The sequence below is a fragment of the Proteus sp. G4415 genome (genome assembly GCF_963896075.1).
Lineage (GTDB): Bacteria > Pseudomonadota > Gammaproteobacteria > Enterobacterales > Enterobacteriaceae > Proteus > Proteus mirabilis.
The window spans coordinates 1-21970 of the sequence record NZ_CAWQOK010000020.1 but is presented as its reverse complement, the minus strand read 5'-3'; the positions used below and the strand labels follow the sequence as shown (position 1 = coordinate 21970).

The 21970-nt window shown below is 40.4% G+C and carries 16 protein-coding genes and 1 pseudogene; 8 read left to right on the top strand and 9 right to left on the bottom strand.

Annotated features, from left to right (window positions below; translation table 11 throughout):
* Nucleotides 1–615 (bottom strand): annotated as a pseudogene (locus AACU95_RS01875) (signal recognition particle-docking protein FtsY); the annotation flags it as partial.
* Nucleotides 616–842: 227 nt separating this feature from the next.
* Between AACU95_RS01875 and rsmD the strand changes: the two are divergent.
* Nucleotides 843–1427, top strand: coding sequence for a 16S rRNA (guanine(966)-N(2))-methyltransferase (rsmD, locus tag AACU95_RS01870; RefSeq protein ID WP_004248878.1), 585 nt, complete (start codon nucleotides 843–845; stop codon nucleotides 1425–1427).
* 17 nt (nucleotides 1428–1444) lie between these two features.
* Nucleotides 1445–1738 carry a DUF1145 family protein gene (locus tag AACU95_RS01865; RefSeq protein WP_004248877.1) on the top strand — a complete coding sequence of 98 codons (294 nt, stop codon included), beginning with the start codon at nucleotides 1445–1447 and terminating at the stop codon, nucleotides 1736–1738.
* Nucleotides 1739–1801: 63 nt separating this feature from the next.
* On the opposite strand, the gene AACU95_RS01860 is transcribed toward AACU95_RS01865, so the two are convergent.
* Nucleotides 1802–2206, bottom strand: a complete 405-nt coding sequence (locus AACU95_RS01860) for a DUF2500 family protein (RefSeq protein ID WP_017827656.1) — start codon at nucleotides 2204–2206, stop codon at nucleotides 1802–1804.
* Nucleotides 2207–2352: 146 nt separating this feature from the next.
* Between AACU95_RS01860 and AACU95_RS01855 the strand changes: the two genes are divergently transcribed.
* The gene (locus AACU95_RS01855) at nucleotides 2353–2979 is read left to right on the top strand and encodes a lysoplasmalogenase (RefSeq protein ID WP_004248875.1); all 627 of its coding nucleotides are present in this window, start codon (nucleotides 2353–2355) and stop codon (nucleotides 2977–2979) included.
* Between the two features lie 170 nt (nucleotides 2980–3149).
* Nucleotides 3150–5540: a zinc/cadmium/mercury/lead-transporting ATPase gene (locus AACU95_RS01850; protein WP_017628206.1), complete on the top strand. Its 2391-nt coding sequence runs from the start codon at nucleotides 3150–3152 to the stop codon at nucleotides 5538–5540.
* 86 nt (nucleotides 5541–5626) lie between these two features.
* Here AACU95_RS01850 and AACU95_RS01845 read toward each other — a convergent pair whose 3' ends face one another.
* From AACU95_RS01845 to tusA, 3 genes are all read right to left on the bottom strand, one after another.
* Entirely contained in the window at nucleotides 5627–8761 is a 3135-nt protein-coding gene (locus tag AACU95_RS01845) for an efflux RND transporter permease subunit (RefSeq protein WP_141192131.1), read from the bottom strand.
* A 25-nt stretch (nucleotides 8762–8786) separates the two neighbouring features.
* Nucleotides 8787–9926, bottom strand: a complete 1140-nt coding sequence (locus AACU95_RS01840; protein WP_004245395.1) for an efflux RND transporter periplasmic adaptor subunit — start codon at nucleotides 9924–9926, stop codon at nucleotides 8787–8789.
* A 710-nt stretch (nucleotides 9927–10636) separates the two neighbouring features.
* A complete protein-coding gene (tusA, locus tag AACU95_RS01835; RefSeq protein ID WP_004245397.1) occupies nucleotides 10637–10891 on the bottom strand; it encodes a sulfurtransferase TusA in 255 nt (84 codons plus the stop codon).
* A 210-nt stretch (nucleotides 10892–11101) separates the two neighbouring features.
* Here tusA and AACU95_RS01830 point away from each other — a divergent pair, with 210 nt between their 5' ends.
* On the top strand, nucleotides 11102–11776 hold the full coding sequence (locus tag AACU95_RS01830; protein WP_004245400.1) for a 7-cyano-7-deazaguanine/7-aminomethyl-7-deazaguanine transporter: 675 nt from the start codon (nucleotides 11102–11104) through the stop codon (nucleotides 11774–11776).
* 320 nt (nucleotides 11777–12096) lie between these two features.
* Nucleotides 12097–13200 (top strand): glycerol dehydrogenase, encoded by a 1104-nt coding sequence (locus AACU95_RS01825; RefSeq protein WP_004245401.1) that lies wholly within the window; start codon nucleotides 12097–12099, stop codon nucleotides 13198–13200.
* A 156-nt stretch (nucleotides 13201–13356) separates the two neighbouring features.
* Here AACU95_RS01825 and glpC read toward each other — a convergent pair whose 3' ends face one another.
* The 3 genes from glpC to glpA are packed head-to-tail and all read right to left on the bottom strand — an operon-like array spanning nucleotide 13357 to nucleotide 17502.
* Complete coding sequence (gene glpC, locus AACU95_RS01820; protein WP_036894138.1) at nucleotides 13357–14550, bottom strand: anaerobic glycerol-3-phosphate dehydrogenase subunit GlpC; 1194 nt, start codon at nucleotides 14548–14550, stop codon at nucleotides 13357–13359.
* Complete coding sequence (glpB, locus tag AACU95_RS01815; RefSeq protein WP_161737156.1) at nucleotides 14547–15854, bottom strand: glycerol-3-phosphate dehydrogenase subunit GlpB; 1308 nt, start codon at nucleotides 15852–15854, stop codon at nucleotides 14547–14549. The genes glpC and glpB overlap by 4 nt, the downstream gene beginning before the upstream one ends.
* The gene (gene glpA, locus AACU95_RS01810; protein ID WP_004245405.1) at nucleotides 15844–17502 is read right to left on the bottom strand and encodes an anaerobic glycerol-3-phosphate dehydrogenase subunit A; all 1659 of its coding nucleotides are present in this window, start codon (nucleotides 17500–17502) and stop codon (nucleotides 15844–15846) included. Before glpA ends, glpB begins: the two co-directional genes overlap by 11 nt.
* A gap of 380 nt (nucleotides 17503–17882) precedes the next feature.
* Here glpA and glpT point away from each other — a divergent pair, with 380 nt between their 5' ends.
* A complete protein-coding gene (gene glpT / locus AACU95_RS01805; RefSeq protein WP_017827250.1) occupies nucleotides 17883–19235 on the top strand; it encodes a glycerol-3-phosphate transporter in 1353 nt (450 codons plus the stop codon).
* A gap of 133 nt (nucleotides 19236–19368) precedes the next feature.
* Nucleotides 19369–20448 carry a glycerophosphodiester phosphodiesterase gene (gene glpQ / locus AACU95_RS01800; RefSeq protein WP_004248870.1) on the top strand — a complete coding sequence of 360 codons (1080 nt, stop codon included), beginning with the start codon at nucleotides 19369–19371 and terminating at the stop codon, nucleotides 20446–20448.
* Nucleotides 20449–20709: 261 nt separating this feature from the next.
* On the opposite strand, the gene epmA is transcribed toward glpQ, so the two are convergent.
* On the bottom strand, nucleotides 20710–21687 hold the full coding sequence (epmA, locus tag AACU95_RS01795) for an elongation factor P--(R)-beta-lysine ligase (protein ID WP_004245408.1): 978 nt from the start codon (nucleotides 21685–21687) through the stop codon (nucleotides 20710–20712).
* Between the last annotated feature and the right edge of the window lie 283 nt (nucleotides 21688–21970).

The following is a 21970-nucleotide window of genomic DNA, read 5'->3' as shown; positions in this document are numbered from 1 at the left end:
ACGTTCAGCAGCTAATTTTTCAGCTTCTGCTCTTTGCGCTTCTTGGCGTGCTTGTTCAGCTTCTAATTGCACTTGACGTTGCGCTTCTTCTTCGGCTAAACGCGCCTGCTCTGCACGTTCAGCAGCTAATCGTTCTGCCTCTGCTCTTTGCGCTTCTTGGCGTGCTTGTTCAGCTTCAAGTTGCGCTTGACGTTGCGCTTCTTCTTCGGCTAAACGTGCCTGCTCTGCACGTTCAGCAGCTAATCGTTCAGCTTCTGCTCTTTGCGCTTCTTGGCGTGCTTGTTCAGCTTCAAGTTGCGCTTGACGTTGCGCTTCTTCTTCGGCTAAACGCGCCTGCTCTGCACGTTCAGCAGCTAATCGTTCTACCTCTGCTCTTTGCGCTTCTTGGCGTGCTTGTTCAGCTTCAAGTTGCGCTTGACGCTGGGCTTCTTCTTCAGCTAAACGCACTTGTTCAGCTTCTAGTTGCGCTTGACGTTGAGCTTCTTCTTCGGCTAAGCGCGCCTGCTCTGCACGTTCGGCCTCTAAACGTTGTTGTTCTTTCTCTTGTGCTGTATTTTCTTCTTTATTACGGCCAAATCCGAGCCACGAGAAAAAACCTTTTTTTTCTTTTGCCATTAGCTACTAAACTCCTCGCACTAAATCATGGCGCGATAACATTGACGATATTAAAAATAATAATGAAGTCTATCATTTGATCGAGGATAAACGCATCTTTTATACGAATTTTATGGTAAATTATTCGCGCTTAAATCAAGGTAAGTTATCAAGTTATCAACAAACTTGTTCCTTGAAACATTAAAACACGCCAAAATTCACGCTTAAACGATATATATCAGAAAAATATGGCTAAGAAACCACAAAAAACGCCGATGGGACAAATCAGAATAATCGGAGGTAAATGGCGTGGTCGGAAACTTCCTGTGCTTGATAGCCAAGGATTACGTCCCACCACCGATAGAGTCAAAGAAACACTGTTTAATTGGCTTATGCCCGTTATTCAGGACGCTCGTTGCTTAGATTGCTTTGCCGGCAGTGGTGGGCTAGGTATTGAAGCACTCTCTCGCTATGCAAAAGAAACGACATTCATTGAGTTCGACCGTAAAGTCGCGCAACAAATTACTGCTAATTTAGCGCTGCTTGGCGCTGATAATGGGCATGTTATTCAAGATAGTGCGTTAAATTATCTAGCTAAACAAGGTAATGCATATGATGTGGTGTTTTTAGATCCTCCTTTTCATCAAGGTATGTTGGCAAACACCCTGCAATTATTAGAAAATAACCAATGGTTAGCCGAAGGTTGTTATATTTATATTGAAGAAGAAGTAAACGCACAGGTTTATTCTTTACCAGAAAATTGGCGATTACATAGAGAAAAAATCGCAGGCCAAGTCGCCTATCGTCTTTATATTCGCAATTTATCTGCTTAATTTGTTATGGAGCTGCTATGTTAATCTTTTTAGGTCGATTTTTAATGATCGGTGTGTGGGGATTTCTTTGTTTAAATCTTATTTCCCCATTCCCTAAACCTTTAAAGTACTTTATGGATATCGCATTAATCTTTATGGTGATTATGCACGGCTTACAAATTGCCATGTATAAAGCAGGCCAACCCGAAGATAAAAAACCTTCTGGCTTACTCCAATTTAAGATCTTCTTTTTTGGTATTTTTGAGCTATTGAGAATACAAAAAGAGTTGCGCAAAGAGTATCTAGAAAAACAAAAAAATAAAAACCAATAATCATCGTCTATTCAAGTCACTGGGGATAACACGCTAACTCCCCAGTTTCTTATGCTCTGATGCTTATTTAGTTGATGTTTTACCACTCTCATTATCTGGTGCATCGGTTTCAAACTGCACGAAACGACTACCTTGCATAAATAATCGCCCTTTCATCTCCAGCGCTACATTTGAGAAAGTGGTTTTATCCACACGTAAGATAATATCTTGCTGAGAGTCCGTTGTTAAACGAAAAGTCACTTGATAGTAATAGGTTGTTTCTGGCCCATTAACATCATTTTCTCTTGAACGTCGATCGTTTTTCGGTATTTGTTGCTTATCAACAACTTCTACCATATATAATTTAACGGGTGAATTATCATCACTGATACGCTGTTTTCTTTGCTCAAAAAAACGATATGTTGCGCTAGCGATAATGATAATCAGCACCGCGATACCTAACATTCCCGCTTTATTCATTACACTCATTCCTATTATCGTTATAAATTCACATTGTGCTTATCTGTAGTTAATTTTAATTAATACGCCAGTTTCTTCATTAATCGCTATTCTTAAATTATGCTTTCTGTTATGAATAATAAAAGAGTTCTCTATATAAGAATAAGGAAGATATTATGAGTTGGCCTTTTCTCGCTGTCTTATTTTCTGGGTGGCTTTATATCGATGCCGCGTATCGTGGCCCTAATTGGCAACGATGGCTATTCCGTCCTATTACACTACTACTATTACTCCTTTGGGCATGGCAAGTCCCTGAGCATAGCATTAATAGTTATCTTATTGTCGGCGCTTTATTAGCAACATTACTTTCTGATGTATTAAAAATGTTTGAAGGTAAGTATTTACTACCTTCTTTAGCCTTGTTATTCCTAAGTTATATTCTCTACCTAATTAGTTTTGCCTTACCATTACAAATCTCTTTTTATCTTCCTTTGCTTGGTTTTGTTATCGTTGCCGCAATTATCGTGTTAGCCATCATCTGGACTAAACTGGATAAATTTGCCATTCCTGTATTACTGACTTTATTAGCGGCTTTTGCGATGTTTTGGGTTGCAGGAGAGAAATTCTTCTACCTGAGCAACGACTACAACTTTTCTATCATGATAGGCTCACTCTTGTTAGTAATTGCTTACTCTATTTGGCTTATCAACCGTTTCCGCTTCTCTTTTTCAGCCTCTAAAGGACTGGTAAGTGCCTGTTACTTTATTGGTCACTTCTTTATTGTTAGAGCCCTTTTTCTGTAAAACCCTGATCCCTTGTTTCTTTATCAATAGAAACAAGGGATTAATTGATTTAACAAATCCGCACTTTTTGACAATCAATACGCTCTGTTTATCTTGACTCTGGACTCTACTCCAAGCTGTAAAGTATCGGTAATTGATAAAACTGTACTTTGTTGAACGAGGAGAGGCGTATGTCTAAACACGCTCATCAACACGATAACCATAAACATACCGATGCTTGCTGTTCAAGCTCTCAATGCTGCTCTAATCAGGCAGATAATAGTAGTATGCACTCACATACTGAAAGTGGACACACTCATAGCAAAATCGATAAGAGTGATCCTGAATGTGAAGAAGAACATCATCATGGCCATCAACATGAGCATAATCATCACGCTCATGATGGTCATGATCATGCCCATGGCTGTTGTGACAGCAACGCCCCTGTCTCTAATGTAGAGCCTGAAAAAATTGCACAGCAACGTTTTAGTTGGAAAGTGCAAGGAATGGATTGCCCAAGCTGCGCGCAAAAGATAGAGACAGCAGTACTGAAAGTGGTCGGCGTTAAACAAGCGAAGATCTTGTTTGCCACTGAAAAACTGGTTGTCGATGCTGATACCGATTTACGTACTGATGTGATTAGTGCCGTTAAAAGTGCCGGTTTTGAACTATTTGATATCTCATCAGCGGGATCTCAGCCTCCTGCAAAACAAAGCCTCTTAAAAGAGAGTTCATTCGTCATTATCTTAGCGATTTTAATGGCGATAAGTTGGGGTGCCGAGTTTATTGATCCACAAGCAGGTCGCGCTGCCTTTATTGCAACGACATTAATCGGGTTATTCCCTATTGTAAAAAAATCGCTACGACTCATTCGTAGTGGTACCCCATTCGCGATTGAAACCTTGATGAGTGTTGCGGCTATTGGGGCACTGTTTATTAATGCCACCGAAGAAGCGGCAATGGTAATTTTGCTGTTTATGATTGGCGAAATGCTTGAGTCTTACGCTGCGGGTCGTGCACGCCGCGGAGTCAGCGCATTAATGGCTCTTGTACCAGAAGAAGCGGTGGTAATCAAAGAGGGTAAAAAACAGACAGTCCCTGTAGCTCAATTGCGCCCCGGCGATATTATTGAAATTGCACCAGGTGCGCGCTTACCCACAGATGCCGAATTAATTACTGCTTTTGCAAGTTTTGATGAAAGCGCATTAACGGGTGAATCTGTGCCGGTCGAACGTTTACAGGGTGAAAAAGTCGCTGCAGGCTGTTTATCTGTTGATCGCTCGGTGCAAATGAAAGTGGTCTCTGAACAGGGGCAAAATGCCATCGACCGTATTTTACAACTGATCGAAGAAGCGGAAGAGCGTAAAGCGCCCATTGAACGTTTTGTTGACCGTTTCAGTCGCTATTACACACCACTGATTATGCTGTTTTCCGCATTAGTGATTATTATTCCACCTTTGTTATTCGCTCAACCTTGGGAAACTTGGTTCTACCGTGGTTTAACACTGTTATTAATTGGTTGTCCTTGTGCTCTGGTTATTTCAACACCAGCCGCCATTACATCAGCACTGGCAGCGGCAACAAAACGAGGTGCCTTAATTAAAGGTGGTGCAGCACTTGAACAACTGGGCACAGTCAATACCGTTGCTCTAGATAAAACAGGCACATTAACAGAGGGTAAACCTCAAGTCACTGATGTCATAGCAAATGCAGGCTTTAATGAGAAAGAGCTACTGATGTTGGCTTCTTCTGTAGAAGTTGGCTCTCATCACCCTCTCGCAAAAGCCATTATTAATAAAGCACAAGAGCAACAAATTGATGTTGTGGAAGCCGATAATCGCAAGGCTTTAGCGGGTAAAGGGATTGAAGGTTATTTAAATAATCAGCATATTCTGGTCAGTGCCCCAACACAATTATCAGAAACCACACCATTATCTGCACAATGGCAACAACAAGTCGCTCGTCTTGAAGATGAAGGCAAAACCGTTGTCGTGGTATTAAAAGAAGATCAGTTCATTGGTGTGATTGCGATGCAAGATACATTGCGCAACGATGCTATCGAATCAATGAAAGTGTTGAAATCGATGAATATCAATGCCGTGATGTTAACCGGTGATAACCCAAGAGCAGCGGCTGCGATTGCACAAAAACTGGGTATGGATTTCCGTGCAGGATTGCTCCCTGAAGATAAAGTCACCTCAGTGATGGAAATCAGTCAAACACATAACACAATGATGGTGGGTGATGGTATTAATGATGCACCCGCAATGAAAGCGGCTACCATTGGTGTTGCGATGGGAAGTGGTACAGATGTCGCTTTAGAAACTGCCGACGCAGCATTAACCCATAACCGTTTAACTGGCTTACCCGAAATTATTCAGCTATCTCGTGCAACACGTAAAATTATCCGTGAAAACATTACCATAGCATTGGGTTTAAAAGCGATATTCTTAGTTACCAGTTTATTCGGTATTACTGGACTTTGGGTTGCCGTATTGGCTGACTCAGGAGCAACAGCTTTAGTGACCGCCAATGCCGTAAGACTATTAAAAGTTAAACTAAAATCTCCTCACCAAGATTAAACTAACCTAAAAATAAAACCCAAACCACAGTCATTGCTATGGTTTGGGTTATTTTAACGCTTAAATCTCACTGCGAGATAATTCTATTACTTATCTATTTCCTCAATACTCACATGTGCTTTTTTTCGTGAAAATAGTTTAACCACAAAGACATAGAACAGTGGTACAAAGAAAATAGCCAAGAAAGTGGATGCGAGCATACCGCCAATTACCCCAGTTGCAACAGAGTGCTGACTACCTTGCCCTGCGCCTGAAGCAAGTGCCATAGGTAATACCCCAAAAGTAAAGGCGAGTGAGGTCATAATGATAGGGCGTAGTCTCATTCTTGCCGCTTCTGCTGCCGCATCGATTAATGGTTTACCATCCTTCTCATAAAGATGTTTAGCAAACTCAACAATTAAGATGGCATTTTTCGCTGATAGGCCAATGGTGGTCATCAAACCTATTTGGAAATAGACATCTGAGGATAAACCTCGTAACAGTGTCGCGATAACAGCCCCTAAAATACCAAATGGCACCACTAAAGCGACAGAGAAAGGTACTGACCAACTTTCATAAAGTGCCGCTAAGCTTAAGAAAACAAACAGAATTGTCATCACATATAATGCAGGTGCTTGGTCTTGTGTTTGAATTTCTTCATAAGACAGACCGCTGTAGCTTAGGCTGATTTCAGATGGCAATTGTTTCATAATATCTGCAATTGCCAGCATCGCGTCACCCGTACTGTAACCTGGCGCTGGTTCACCTAAGATCTCAATCGCTGATAGCCCATTAAAACGCTCTAATTTCGGTGGCCCCATATACCATTGTGTTGTTGCAAAGGCATTGAATGGGATCATTTCACCGCGCTGATTACGAACATGCCATTTATCCAGATCGGTTGGCAACATACGCGCTGAGGCTTCCCCTTGTAGATAAACACGTTTAACACGACCTTCATCAATAAAATCATTTACATACATCGAGCCCCATGCGGCAGATAATGTATCGTTAATATCAGATAAACGCAGTTGTAATGCTCTTGCACGCTCTTTATCAATCACAACACGTAATTGAGGTTCATCGTTTTTACCGTTCGGGCGAACATTAGTTAATACTGGACTTTGTGCTGCTAATTCGAGGAATTTATCACGAGCTTTAACCAATTCAGTATGGCCTAAACCCGCATTATCTTGTAAGTAGAAATCAAATCCCATCGCATTCCCCATCTCCATAATAGCAGGTGGTGGGAACGCAATAACCATACCATCACGGATAGAGTTAAAGTGTTGCTGTGCTCGTGCCACTAATGAGAAAACATCTTCTCCTTTTCCTTTACGCTCTGACCAATCAGCCAAGTTAACAAATGCCATACCCGCATTTTGACCACGACCTGCAAAGTTAAAGCCATTAACAGTAAATACTGTTTTAACCAGATGTTTTTCTTCGGTCAGTAAATAATCCCTAAATTCTGCCATGGTTTGTTCCATACGCTCAGCGGTACTATTTGCTGGCATACGGACTTCAATCATCACAACCCCTTGGTCTTCATTTGGTAAGAAAGCTTTAGGTAATTGCGTAAATAACCACCCTGTTCCAACGGTAATAATGAGGAAAATAAACATATAACGGCCTCGACGGTACAAGATATTGCGTACCCCCTTCTCGTAATAGTTAGTTCCTCTATCAAAGAAACGGTTGAACAGCCAGAAGAATCCACGACGTTTCTTCTCCTTGTGTTGTGGTTTTTTCAATATGGACGCACATAATGCGGGTGTAAATGTTAATGCGATAAGCACTGATAATGCCATCGCGACAACAATAGTCGCTGCAAACTGGCGATAAATAATCCCAGCCGATCCACCAAAAAATGCCATTGGCACAAAGACCGCTGATAAAACAAGACCAATCCCCACTAACGCCCCTTGAATTTGTGTCATCGAGAGAATGGTCGCTTCTTTTACCGAAATCGCCTGTTCATGCATGATCCGTTCAACGTTTTCAACCACAACGATGGCATCATCCACCAGCAAGCCGATTGCGAGCACCATGGCATACATCGTTAATACGTTGATAGTTAAACCTAATGCGGCTAATACACCAAAAGTTCCTAATAAAACAACCGGTATAGCCAATGTTGGTACCAAGGTTGCCCGAATATTTTGTAGGAACAGGAACATAACCAAGAACACTAAGATGGAAGCTTCGACAATCGTTCTTACCACAGAGCTAATGGACGATTTTACAGAAGGCGTTGTGTCATAAGGGAAAAGGGCTTTTACACCTTGAGGGAAAAACTGCGACTGAGCTTCCACAACCTCTTTTACTTTTTTAGATACATCAAGTAGGTTAGCTCCGGGCGCTAAGCGCATAGCCATACCCGCAGACGGTTTACCATTGTATAAGCTTGAAATAGAGAAATTATCTGCCCCTACTTCGACTTTCGCTACATCTTGTAACAGAACTTGTGAGCCATCAAGATTCACTTTTAATAGAATATGGTTGAATTCATCTACTGATACCATACGTGATGCGCTGGTAATGGTTGCGTTTAACTCAACACCTTTTAATGCCGGTAAGCCCGCTAACTGCCCGGCAGACACCTGTACATTCTCATCTTGGATAGCCGCGGCAATATCTTGCGGCATCAGGTGATAATTGGTCAGTTTATCCGGATCAAGCCAAATACGCATAGCGCGTGGTGATCCCAATAACAGAATATCCCCCATACCATCAATACGAGAAATAGGATCTTTCATATGTGAGGCAAGGTAATTACCTAAATCAAAGGCATCTAATTTTCCAGATTCATCTACAAGGGCAACCACTTGCATAAAGTTAATCTGGAATTTCACTACCCTCATCCCTTGTCGTTGTACTTCAAGGGGTAACTTAGGTGTTGCTAATTGCAGTTTATTTTGTACCTGCATCAACGCAATATCACTATCCGTACCTTGTTCAAAAGTGGCGATAACTTCAAAGCTACCATCCGTATTACTATTTGAACTTAAATAACGGAAGCCATCTAATCCGCTAAGCTCTTGCTCAATAACTTGAACAACCGTGTCTTGCACTGTTTCAGCCGATGCACCGGGATAAACTGCGGTGATCATTATCGCTGGAGCTGCAATTTCAGGATATTGACTCACAGGAAGTTTTATTAACGACAATCCTCCTGCAATCATAATAACAATAGCCATCACCCACGAAAGTATTGGCCGATTAATAAAAAATCGAGACATAATAATGTATTACCTAAATGAAGACTTACTCTAAGGTGGTCTTTAATGAAATGTTGTTAGCAGGAACCGCATTGACTTTTACGCCCGGTTTTGCACGATGATGACCTTCTGTCATGATCCTATCGCCAGCTTGTAATCCCTGTTTTATGATCCATCCATTACCTTGTGGTTTTAATATTTCAACATCTCTTGCTTGTAATACTTGTTGTTGATCAACGATATATGTGATGGATTTACCACGGGCATCAAAGGTAATCGCTTGTTGTGGCACAACAATCGCTTTCTCTTGAGTTCCTTGCATAATACGAGCTTTGGTATACATTCCTGGTAATAATTGGTGCTGTGGATTAGGGAATTTGGCGCGTAATGTCACTGAGCCTGTACTTGGCTCAACTTGGACTTCGGAAAAACTTAATGTACCGGTATAAGGGTACTGAGAGCCATCTTCTAAAAACAGCGTCACATCCATTTTATCTTCACTATCAGTGACGACACCTTGTTGGATCAGTGACTTTAATTTCAGTTGGTTAGTAATAGGTTGAGTAATATCCACATAGATAGGATCAAGCTGTGTGATGGTCGCTAATGGCTGGCTTTGTCCACTACTCACTAATGCCCCTTCACTAACAAAAGAGCGACTGATTTTGCCGCTAATAGGTGATAAAACTTGGGTATAGCCAAGGTTAATCTTTGCTTGATTTAAATCGGCTTTAGCTTGATCAAGGCGTGAAACTACATCGTCATATTCTTGCTGACTAATGGCATTAGTGGCACGTAAAGATTTATAACGGGCAGCTAATTTTTTCACATTATCGTAAGCCGCTTGTGCTTTAGCTACCTGAGTTTCGTAAGGTTTTTTATCTATTTGATACAGTGGTTGATCTTTTTTAACATCACTACCTTCAGTAAATAGACGTTTTTCTAAAATACCATCGACTTGTGGGCGCACCTGTGAGACACGATAAGATGCCGTTCTTGCTGGCAAATCGACCGTTAATGGAAGAATTTCCTCTTTGACAGTATAGACTCCCACTTCTGGGATAGCAGGCTTGGTTGGCTGAGTCGATTGATCGTTACAGCCCATTAAGACAAAACTTACCATCATCACAGAAGTAAAAGGAATATTACAACCCTTTGTTTTAAATAAATGTTTTGTTTTTTTCATAGTTAGTGGAATTGTGCTGATAAAAAAAATACCGTACTCCCTATGCGAATGGTTTCCGGTACAACGAATTAATTAAGAACGTCATCTATTTATGGCTATTAAAATAAATAGTCTAAATATTAAATTAATAACACATACAGTTGAGATCCTTATTTATTAGAGGTTTTTGTATTTATTAATACGCTGTGAATAATGAACTTTTCAAGATATTTTAACAAGATTATAATTTATCAATATGTGGCATTTTCAATAAATGAAAACACATATTATTGAAAATAAACAAATTAAACAAAATAAACCCTATTATAAAAAACACTAAAATAGCATTTTTAGGAAAAATAAAAAGAGCAAAAAATTAACTAATAATTATCCCTTTATCATTAAAACGATGAATAAACAAACATTTTTAAATACTATTTTCACAATAATACAAAAGAGATAAATAAAATTATTTTAATTGTTTCTTATACGAAACTAATACAATAAATCTATTAATTCACACAAACCTATAAATATAGAAAAATAATCTCTTAGAAAAAACATGACTAATTCATCATAAAACCATTGCATTTATTCATGAGGTAAATAGATTTTATATGAGGTATAAAAAGGCAAGGAGAGCTACTTTTGCCTTGAAAGAAAGAGCCACAAGCGAGACAAGCCATGCTTTATCTCGCTTGATAAGCGTGTTTTTTACAAGATAAGCTGATTTACAGCTGCCCCTCTTTTTTGCGGATCAAATAACGATAAGGTGTTGCTTGCGTCTCTTGCTGTAATAGGTCATGTTCCATAAAACGACAAAAACCGGGAATATCACGCACTGTAGCCGGATCATCAGCAATCACCAACAGTGTTTCCCCCTGAGCCATATTTCTTATGGTTTTACGCACTAACATAACAGGCTCAGGACAACGTAGTCCTAAGGTATCTAATGTTTTTGTCGCATCATCAAATTGGGCATTCATTGTATTAACCATTTTTTCGCACTAACAGATAGCACTATTATATCTCGCTTTGCCTCGCACATCACGGCACATTCATCAACTTCACGTTGAGTTATCGCCGATCTTTGCTTTTGTTGCGCAACAAGAGTATGATGCGCATCCTCTCCTGATGAGAGAAAATCATACGTTTTATTGGGTTCCCTCACCCCAATCACTAAAAAGGTACAATTTATGTATAGGTTTACCTCCCGCCAAAAAGCGGCGGCGCTATTATGGCTTTCGTTATTTCATATATTGATAATTACTTCTAGTAACTATCTTGTTCAATTGCCTATTTCTATTTTTGGCTTCCATACCACATGGGGTGCATTTACTTTTCCATTTATTTTCTTAGCGACAGATTTAACTGTTCGTATCTATGGGGCCCCTCTGGCAAGACGCATTATTACTGCCGTTATGATACCGGCATTAGCTATTTCCTACCTAATATCAACACTCTTTTTCCAAGGAAGTTGGCAAGGTTTTGCCTCACTCAATGATTTTAATATCATGGTGGCAAGAATAGCGACAGCAAGCTTTATGGCGTATGTGTTAGGGCAAATTATGGATGTTTCTGTCTTTAATCGTTTAAGACAGCAACAAAAATGGTGGGTTGCACCAAGTGCAGCGATGTTTTTTGGTAATTTCTTAGATACTGTTGCCTTCTTTTTTATTGCCTTTTATCGCAGTACAGATGCGTTTATGGCGGCCAATTGGGTCGAAATAGCGCTTGTGGATTACACTTTTAAATTGACGATTTGTATGCTGTTTTTCTTACCGGCCTATGGCGTATTATTGAACTTTATTTTGCGCTATTTTTTTGCACAAGAAAATCAACAACAAAGCTATGCTCAAATCCGTCCTTAGCTGATTGACTCCCCCAATAAGGCTTTATTCTTTGCACAATAAAGCCTTAGCTTACTTTTACCAATACCTTGATCTACCGGCAATAAATACCATTATTTAGCATAATAAGTGAAGACACCGCACTACTATTGATGAATGATAAAGAGTAAGACTTTTATTGCCTAGCAATACAAACATTAACCCGTTTCAATATAATATTTTTATTATCAATTAAACTATTAATAGTATTCTGGATCATCTCAGCTTTTTTCCATCTCGGTTAAGATGATATTCCCCGCCATAAAGATTTTTTACTCTTTTGAAGATAGTAGGAGTCTATTATGTTAAAAGTTATTCAATCCCCAGCGAAGTATATCCAAGGGCCTGATGCGTTATATCATATTGGGAAATATACAAAACCTTTGGGTGAGAGAGCATTGATTATCGCTGATAAGTTTGTCATGGATCTGGCTGGCAGCATCGTCAAAGACAGCATGACACAGTATGAAGTCAATGGACACTTTGAACAGTTTCACGGTGAATGTACACATAAAGAGATTGACCGCTTAGTTGAGATAGCCAAACAACAAGCCGCTCTTGTTATCATTGGTGTTGGGGGAGGAAAAACCCTTGATACCGCCAAAGCCGTCGCCTATAAATGCCAGTTACCTGTGGTGATCTCTCCTACTATCGCATCAACCGATGCCCCTACTAGCGCACTTTCTGTTATTTATACAGAATTAGGCGCATTTGATAGCTATCTTTTCTACCCGAAAAATCCTGATATCGTTGTTATGGATACCAATGTGATTGCCTCAGCACCACCACGTTTATTAGTGGCAGGGATGGGAGATGCCTTAGCGACCTATTTTGAAGCAAGAGCCTGTAGTCGAGCACAAAAGCAAACAATGGCTGGAGGTAAAACCACCCTTGCAGCACTGGCATTAGCAGAGCTTTGTTATCACACCCTACTTGAAGATGGCTATAAAGCCAAACTGGCCGTCAGCCGTAGTGTGTGTACTACTGCGGTTGAAAATATTATCGAAGCAAATACCTTTTTAAGCGGTATTGGTTTTGAAAGTGCCGGATTAGCCGCCGCACATGCAATACATAATGGTTTCACTGCATTAGAAGAGTGCCATGCAATGTATCACGGTGAAAAAGTCGCCTTTGGTACTCTAGTTCAACTAGTGCTAGAAAATAGCCCGTTAGAAGAGATCGAAGAAGTACTCGATTTCTGTGTTCAAGTTGGCTTACCTGTTACCTTAGAAGAATTAGGCGTACATGCTACAGGTGATGAATTAAATGAAAAAATCATGGCTGTCGCAGAATTAAGCTGTGCAGAAGGTGAAACAATTTACAATATGCCATTTGATGTTGATTCCGATAAAGTGTTTGCGGCGATTATGGCAGCAGACCAATTAGGGCGTGAGTGGTTATATTAAGGATTAATATTAATGGCGCCAACAGGGTGCTCTGTACCCTGTTGACTCACGATGTGATGTAAAGTAATAAAAAAGGGAATAAAAGGTCGACTTTTATTCCCAAATTGCTTGTTATTGTGATCAGTGACTACGTTATTGTTATCTCATTAATTTTTTCTACAATGCCCGAGCTAATAAGCTAATTGGGTGTTCACATTTTTTGGTTGTTGACATTTCTATTTGCCATTTACAGGTTTCGCAATCTGTAATGACTAAATCACAACCACTCTCTTCAATTTGACGGAATAATCCCGCCCCAATGCCTTGCGCAACATCGTAGTTTTCCGATTTAAAACCATAAGTACCGGCAATACCACAACATTGTGAATCTAATACAATCACTTCTACCCCAGGAATACGTTTGATTAAATCAATGGAGTAAGCCGCCCACCCCATTTTTTCCATATGGCAAGGGGTATGATAAACCACTTTTAATGGGGTATGTTTTAATGGTAATTCACGCCCTTCTTCCAATAACCGATAAATATAACGTGTTGCTAATTCTATATTTTCCCGTACTTTTGAGGTATCGATATCTAGAATATGTTCATATTCATCACGAATAGTGAAAGTACAAGTAGAAGATGTAGCAACAACCGGAATGTTGTTCTCCACAATTTTTTCTGTCAGAGATTCAAGGTTTACGGTAGCTTGTTTTTTCGCTTGTTTCACAAAGCCGTTGGCAATTAATGCAACACCACAACATTTTTCACGTTTTAATAGTTGAACACCAATATTCATTTTATTGAATACTTTAACTAAATCTTTCCCTAATTGAGGGTGATTGTAGTTAGCATAGCAACCGTGGAAAAACGCAACCTGATCTTTAAAGCGTGCTTGCTCTTCAACCTGTTTTTTCATCCATGTTCTAAATGTACCAAAAGAGTATTTGGGTAATTCACGACGATGGTCGATTTTAAGCGCTTTATCCAAGATTTTACGTACTGGTTTTAATCCGGTAATAGTGTTAACAATCGGCGCCATTGGCGTAGAGAGCGTTCCCATTAAATCAGTATGACTTAAAATAGCATCACGAATTTTAGGTGTTTTAGGATTGTAGTTAAGTTTAGCACGGGAAATGATATCCCCTATTTTTACATCTGAAGGACATGCCACTTCACAACGTTTACAGTTAGTACAGTATTTCAGTGCTTCATCATAAAGCATGGGATCTTTTAAGCGTAAACGCTCACCATCAGGGCCTGCTTGTTTAGGCCCAGGATAGAGTGGATTGACCTTTGCCACAGGACAATAGGTTGTACAAACTGTACATTTAATGCAACTTTCAAAACTGGTATCTTGTAAACTCATAGTACTGCCTCCACAGCCGCAGATGTGGTGTGCTGCGATTTATCACTCTGTAATATTTGTTGAGCTGCATAGAGTGCACTTATCATGGAGACACCTGCACCACAGCCTTCATTTAGAGGATCAAAACCACCTAAAAGCGCCCCCACCGCATAGACATTGTCTAACGCTTCACCATATTTTAACGGTCTTAATTGACTATCTGTATTAACACCAAATCGCATATAAGGCTGTTTGGCAAACACATTGACTTGTGTCCACTCATTACGCGGTAAGCTTTCTAACAAATCTAATTCCATTAATGGCTCGTAAATACGATCAAATTCCGCAATTAAGCCATTATTGAAAAAACTGCCTGTGGCTAATACGACATGCTCGCTACGGATAGGGATATCAGTATGATTACGGGTATGAATACCGACAACCTTATTACCAACTAAATCGGCTTCTTCTGCGCGATCACCCGGCATGATCAAACCACCTGCTTGTTGAAAACGCAGTTTTAGTGCCTGATGTAGGCGAATACCTAATAATGAAGGCGGTAATGTCGGTAATAGACAAATTGGTTTACCCACACACTCTTGTAATAAATTAACTGGCGCTTCTTCATCTAGCCCGATACATGCAGGTAGTACAATCGCCTCAACACTATTATCTATGTGTTTAATTAATTCTTCTGCTAATGCTTGCGTGTTTTCAGGCTTATCTAAATAGCGCGCAATATTAATTGCTCTAAATTCACTTGGATTATCACGTAGTCTATCCAATAAAGGTAAATGAATGTGATAAGGAATGGCCTTAATACCTTGTTCATTTAAAGTACTACTTGCAAACTGAGGTTGAAAATCCAAGAATCCCTCAATCCCCACCACCGCTATTTTTTTCCATGGGAATGGTTGATTAACGCTATAAGTCGGCACGCGCTGTGGGCTCATCCAACTCATGCGAGAACGTCCAACCGGGGTAATACGGTAATGGTTTTCATCACCGTTACCTTTATAGTCTAAATTTCTCGTTGTTGATAACAGCGTTTGCGCTTGCTCTATCAATTGAGTGACATTTGCTTCACCAATACGACTATATGGGTGCTCTGGTGCTTGTTGTGCCAGTGTTGATAACGCTTGTTTCGGATGAGAAACTGGCGTGCCATCAGGAAGATGCGTTAATAAATCCAGTGATCCAGATGAAAAATGTAACGCACTTTGTCCATTACTGATAATGGCGCAAGATTTGCCCGCTTCAGCAAGGCGGATCCCCGCAGTCAGTCCCGCTAATCCGCTTCCTATAATGATAACGTCAAATTTCATCATCGGCCTCCACTGAAGCTGTTTTATCAATCATATCGGCATCTAAGCCACATAAACCTTGGTACACCCAACTGGTAAACTCACTTTCACGTAACGCATTACCCCATGCGATAGGACGAATACCTTTCCAACGTTCATTTAGAAAATGGGCAAGTTGTTGTTCGGAGCCATGAGGCGTTGTGACTTGTAAACGATTTAATAATCCTGCTGCGCGACAAGCACATAACTCACCTTGGCAAGTTCCCATTCCCACACGAGTACGACGGCGTAAATCAAGCAAATTATTCACGGTTAAAGAATTCACTGCATAACGAACTTCACCGGCCGTGACCGCTTCACATTCACACACTAAGCTTTTATCAATACGCTCATTACTCAATAGTTTATTGGCTAAATCGCCATGACGATAAACCGCTGAGCCTCGAATTGGCGCCGGTAACGACACCACACTACGCAATGCTTGCTCTGCCGATTGGCGAGAGCCAGGCAATGGCTCTTCAGCCGTGGTACATTTTGCTGAAATATTTAATTTCTCACAGATCTTGTTTGTGGCCCATTCAGCCATTAATCGGTAAGTCATTAATTTACCACCCGTTATGGTGATAAAGCCCTCGAGTCCATCCCGTTGTGCGTGGTCAAGTAATACAATACCGCGGCTCACATTACGACCAGAAGGATCATCGTCGCTGGCCACTAAAGGACGTACACCGGCATAAGCACGTAAAATACGAGTTTGAGCCAGTTTAGGTGCCAGCATTGAACCTTCACGGATCAGGATATCAACCTCTTCAGGGGTGACATACATATTGTCGATTTCATCATAAGGAACGCGAGTTGAGGTGGTTCCTATTAATGAGATGGTATCGCCAGGCACTAAAATATCGGCATCCGCAGGCTTACGACAGCGGTTGATCACCATATTATTGATACGGTGTCCTAAAATCAGTAATGCCCCTTTTGCTGGGAACATGCGGACTTTTAAATCACCATATTCTGCAATTTTTTGTCCCCATATTCCTCCGGCATTGGCCACTATTTGTGCGCGGATCTCATACATATTTTTAGATTGATGATCATAAACACGTACACCTTTCACACGGTCGCCTTCACGGATCAAGCCCATCACTTCATGATAAGTGAGTACTTGCGCGCCATGTTCACGTGCATCTAACATATTGGCCGCCGTTAAGCGGAAAGGATCAACCGTACCATCAGGTACTTTAACCGCACCAATAAGATTAGGATTCACCGAAGGCTCTAAGCGAATAGCTTCTTCAGGTGAAATGGCTTGAGCATCAATACCTGCCGCTTGGCAAGATTGAATAAAGGTTTGTTGGAATTCTAACGAATCTTCAGGGAGAGTAATAAAAAGGCCATCCGTTTTTTCAACACAATGACGAGCGACCCGTTTTAAGATCATGTTTTCTTCTATACACTCACGCGCTGATTCCGGATCGGTCACTGCATAGCGTGCGCCACTATGTAATAAACCATGGTTTCGACCGGTTGCACCGGTTGCGATATCGTGTCTTTCCAGTAGGATACAGCGTAATCCACGACGAGCACAGTCTCTTGCCATGCCTGCCCCCGTAGCTCCACCGCCGATAATAATGACATCTGTTTCTGTCACTGGTGAACCGCTCATCATAGAGATGCCCTCTCACATTACATTCAGCAAACGCTTAATTATTCTTTAACGTTAATTATAGTGTATAAGATACACAAAAAATGTGGTTAATGTTTGATAATGAGCAAAAACGAAAGAGAAACGCTCATGAGTGAAAAATTAAAACGACATATGTGATACTAATCACAAATTATTTACCAGAAAGTGTTTCATAAAGTTAACATATCACTCAAAATTACACATCTTGAAAAATTATTCGACAACTGAGTATTACTTCACAGTAAATTTGCTTCAACAAGTTTACTATTACGTTCGTTAAAGAAAATTTTTTGATTACTTTGTTGTTCGTTTTGTCATTATTTAATATCAACATATTAAAATAAAAGCCATCGGAGGCTAATATGTTAAGTCTGTTTAGACCTGCGCCGCATAAAGCGCGTCTGCCAAAGGAACAGATAGATCCTGTCTATCGCCGTTTACGTTGGCAAATCTTTATGGGGATTTTCTTTGGTTACGCTGCTTATTATTTAGTAAGGAAAAACTTCGCTTTAGCAATGCCTTACCTCGTTGAAGAGGGATTCTCTAAAGGGGATCTGGGTTTTGCTTTATCAGGGATCTCGATTGCTTACGGTTTCTCTAAGTTTATCATGGGGTCATTCTCTGACCGTGCTAACCCGCGTTACTTCTTACCCGCAGGTCTTATTCTTGCATCCATTGTGATGTTAATTATGGGCTTTGTGCCATGGGCAACTTCGAGCATTATGATCATGTTCGTGCTGTTGTTCCTGTGTGGTTGGTTCCAAGGTATGGGTTGGCCTCCTTGTGGACGTACCATGGTTCACTGGTGGTCACAAAAAGAGCGTGGCGGTATCGTCTCTATTTGGAACTGTGCTCATAACGTCGGTGGTGGTTTACCGCCATTGCTGTTCCTGTTAGGTATGGCATGGTTTAACGACTGGAAAGCAGCATTATATATGCCAGCATTCGCGGCTATTTTAGTAGCGATGATTGCGTTTGCATTAATGCGCGATACACCACAATCTTGTGGTCTACCTCCTATCGAAGAATATAAAAACGATTATCCACCTGATTATAAAGAAACAGACGAACAAGAACTGACAGCAAAAGAAATCTTTATGAAGTATGTTTTCCCTAACAAACTTCTGTGGATGATTGCAATTGCTAACGTATTTGTTTACTTACTTCGTTACGGCGTATTGGACTGGTCTCCAACTTATCTTCGCGAAGTCAAAGATTTCGCCATGGATAAATCCTCATGGGCATACTTCTTATATGAATACGCAGGTATTCCGGGCACACTGCTGTGTGGTTGGATGTCAGATAAAGTGTTCAAAGGTAACCGTGGTGCAACTGGGGTATTCTTTATGACCTTAGTAACCATTGCCACTATCGTATTCTGGATGAACCCAGCAGGTAACCCGAACATTGATATGGCATGTATGTTAATCATTGGTTTCTTAATCTATGGTCCTGTTATGCTAATTGGTCTGCACGCCCTTGAATTAGCGCCGAAAAAAGCTGCGGGTACCGCTGCGGGCTTCACCGGTCTGTTCGGTTACTTAGGGGGTTCTGTTGCGGCAAGTGCTATCGTAGGTTATACCGTTGACTACTTCGGTTGGGACGGTGGCTTTATGGTCATGATCGGCGGTAGTGCATTATCTGTTGTGTTATTACTTATCGTGATGATAAGTGAAACCAAACACAAACGTGAAATGTCACAGAAGTATGAATAATCATTAACTGATTATTTATGAAATTGATCAAATCTCATCTCTAAAAATCAAGCCACATCAACTTTCTGATGTGGCTTTTTTATTGCCAACTGTACATAGCTTTATTGTACGAAAATGAAAATGGAGCAACTTTATGAGTACACCTTTCAAACTGAAACCGTTAGTGGCGGGCGTTCTTTTAACTCTATCTTTAAGTACAATCGCACAAGCAGCAAGCGATAAAGTAGTGATTGCCCATCGTGGTGCCAGCGGTTATTTACCTGAACACACCTTACCTGCCAAAGCACTCGCCTATGCACAAGGTGCCGATTATCTAGAACAAGATCTGGTGATGACAAAAGATAACCAACTGGTTGTCTTGCATGATCACTATCTCGATCGTGTCACCGATGTTGCTGAACGCTATCCAGACAGAGCAAGAAAAGATGGCCGTTACTATGCTATCGATTTTACTCTTGATGAGATCAAAGGACTGAAATTTACCGAAGGTTTCGATATTGTTGACGGTAAAAAAGTCCAAAGTTATCCAAATCGTTTCCCAATGGGAAAATCCGATTTTCGAATCCACACTTTCCAAGAAGAAATTGAGTTTATCCAAGGCTTAAACAAATCAACAGGACAAGATATTGGTATTTATCCTGAGATCAAAGCACCTTGGTTTCATGAACAAGAAGGGAAAGACATTACTAAAAAAGTTCTCGAAGTCTTAAAACAGTATGGCTATACCCAAAAGAGCGATAATGTTTATCTACAATCCTTTGATCCTAACGATCTAAAACGCATTAAAACAGAATTGATGCCACAAATGGGGATGGATTTAAAACTGGTTCAGTTAATCGCTTATACCGATTGGAATGAGACATATGAAAAACAACCAGATGGCACATGGACAAACTACAGTTATGACTGGATGTTTAAACCTGGCGCCATGAAAGAAATTGCGACTTATGCTGATGGCATTGGCCCTGATTATCATATGTTAGTAGAAGAAGACTCGACACCAGATAAAATCACCTTAACCGGTATGGCCGCCGATGCTCATGCCAACAAGTTAACCATTCATCCATTTACGGTACGAGTGGATAAACTACCTAAATATGCCAAAGATGGCGATCAGCTTTATGACATTATTTATAACCAAGCGGGTGCCGAAGGGGTATTTACTGATTTCCCTGATTTAGGGGTTAAGTTCTTACAAAAACAAGCTAAATAACCTTTATTTCTGTTATCCTGCTCTTATCAATAAAGGGCAGGATAATTTCCCTTGAGTTGCTCTGCTACTCTCACCGTGTCTCATAGTGAAAATCGCTCCGATTATCCATACGCTTTACTCGTTTGTTATCACAGTATATTGTGTTTTAGGCTAATTTTATGCTCGTTTAAATGCTCGTTTACCAATTTTTCGTATTTTTCCATATTATTCATATTAAAAAAGAGAGCCTAAACTCTCTTTTTAATCTGATTAGCAAATAAATTATGCTCTATAAACAGGGAAAGCAATCACATCACTAATGCGCTCAACACCGAGTGCGAGCATAATCAGGCGATCAACGCCTAAAGCAACCCCTGAACATTCAGGTAATCCAGCTTCAAGCGCAGCTAAAAAACGCTCATCAATAGGCTGTTCAGGTAATCCCATGGCAACACGTTGACGATTATCACGTTCAAAACGAAGACGTTGCTCTTTAGCATCCGTTAATTCACGAAAACCATTTGCTAACTCAACACCTTTAAAATAGACCTCAAATCGCTCTGCAACACGATGATCTTCTGAGCTGATTTCAGCAAGGGAAGCTTGTGAAGCAGGAAAATGATAGATAAAGGTTGGTTTTTCAAGACCAATATGAGGCTCTACACCTGACACAAAAAGTAATTGCAGTAGCGTATCTCTATTTTCTTCTGTGTCAGCAATATTTGATAAATCAAGCTTTGCCGCAACCTCACGTAACTTTTCTTTATCTGCAGATAAAGGGTCGATATCGAGATAGCGCAAAAAGGCTTGTTGATATGAGAGCGATTCAGACGCTTCACAATCAAGCACTTCTTGTAATAAATCATCGACTTCATTCATCAACCGGTACATATCAAAACAAGGTCGATACCATTCAAGCATCGTAAATTCCGGATTATGATATCTACCGGCTTCCTCGTTACGGAAGCAACGCCCCATTTGATAAATTGGCCCACTGTTCGCCGCTAATAGACGCTTCATATGGTATTCAGGACTGGTCATTAAATATAACTTTAGCCCTTGAGAAGCGCCAGGCCCCACAAATTGGGTTTCAAATGGGCATAGATGAATATCGGTAACGGTAGCCTGACTCATCATCGGTGTTTCAACTTCTAAAACACCACGATCAGCGAAAAAACGCCTAATATTACTGACAATTTTCGCCTTTTTCAGTAAGTTGGCGATTGAGGCGCTTGGCTGCCAATCCGCGATTTCACTCATGAACGAAAAACTCCAACAGAAAACAAAGCGTGCAGTTTACTCGCATCCTCTTCAACAGACAAATTTCTTCCAGAAAAGATGTACCATATTTTCATTCCCACCAATTATATTGATTAAATATCGACAAACATATAAATGCAATCAATACAATTCTACAAACCATCTACTTTTTTGCGTTTTTTCGTCACTAGCAATAGCACGTCTATCCCAAGCCAATAACGATAACAACTTTTTATGCCACTAATAGCGCAACGGTGTATCAAAAATAAAAATTAGAATAATT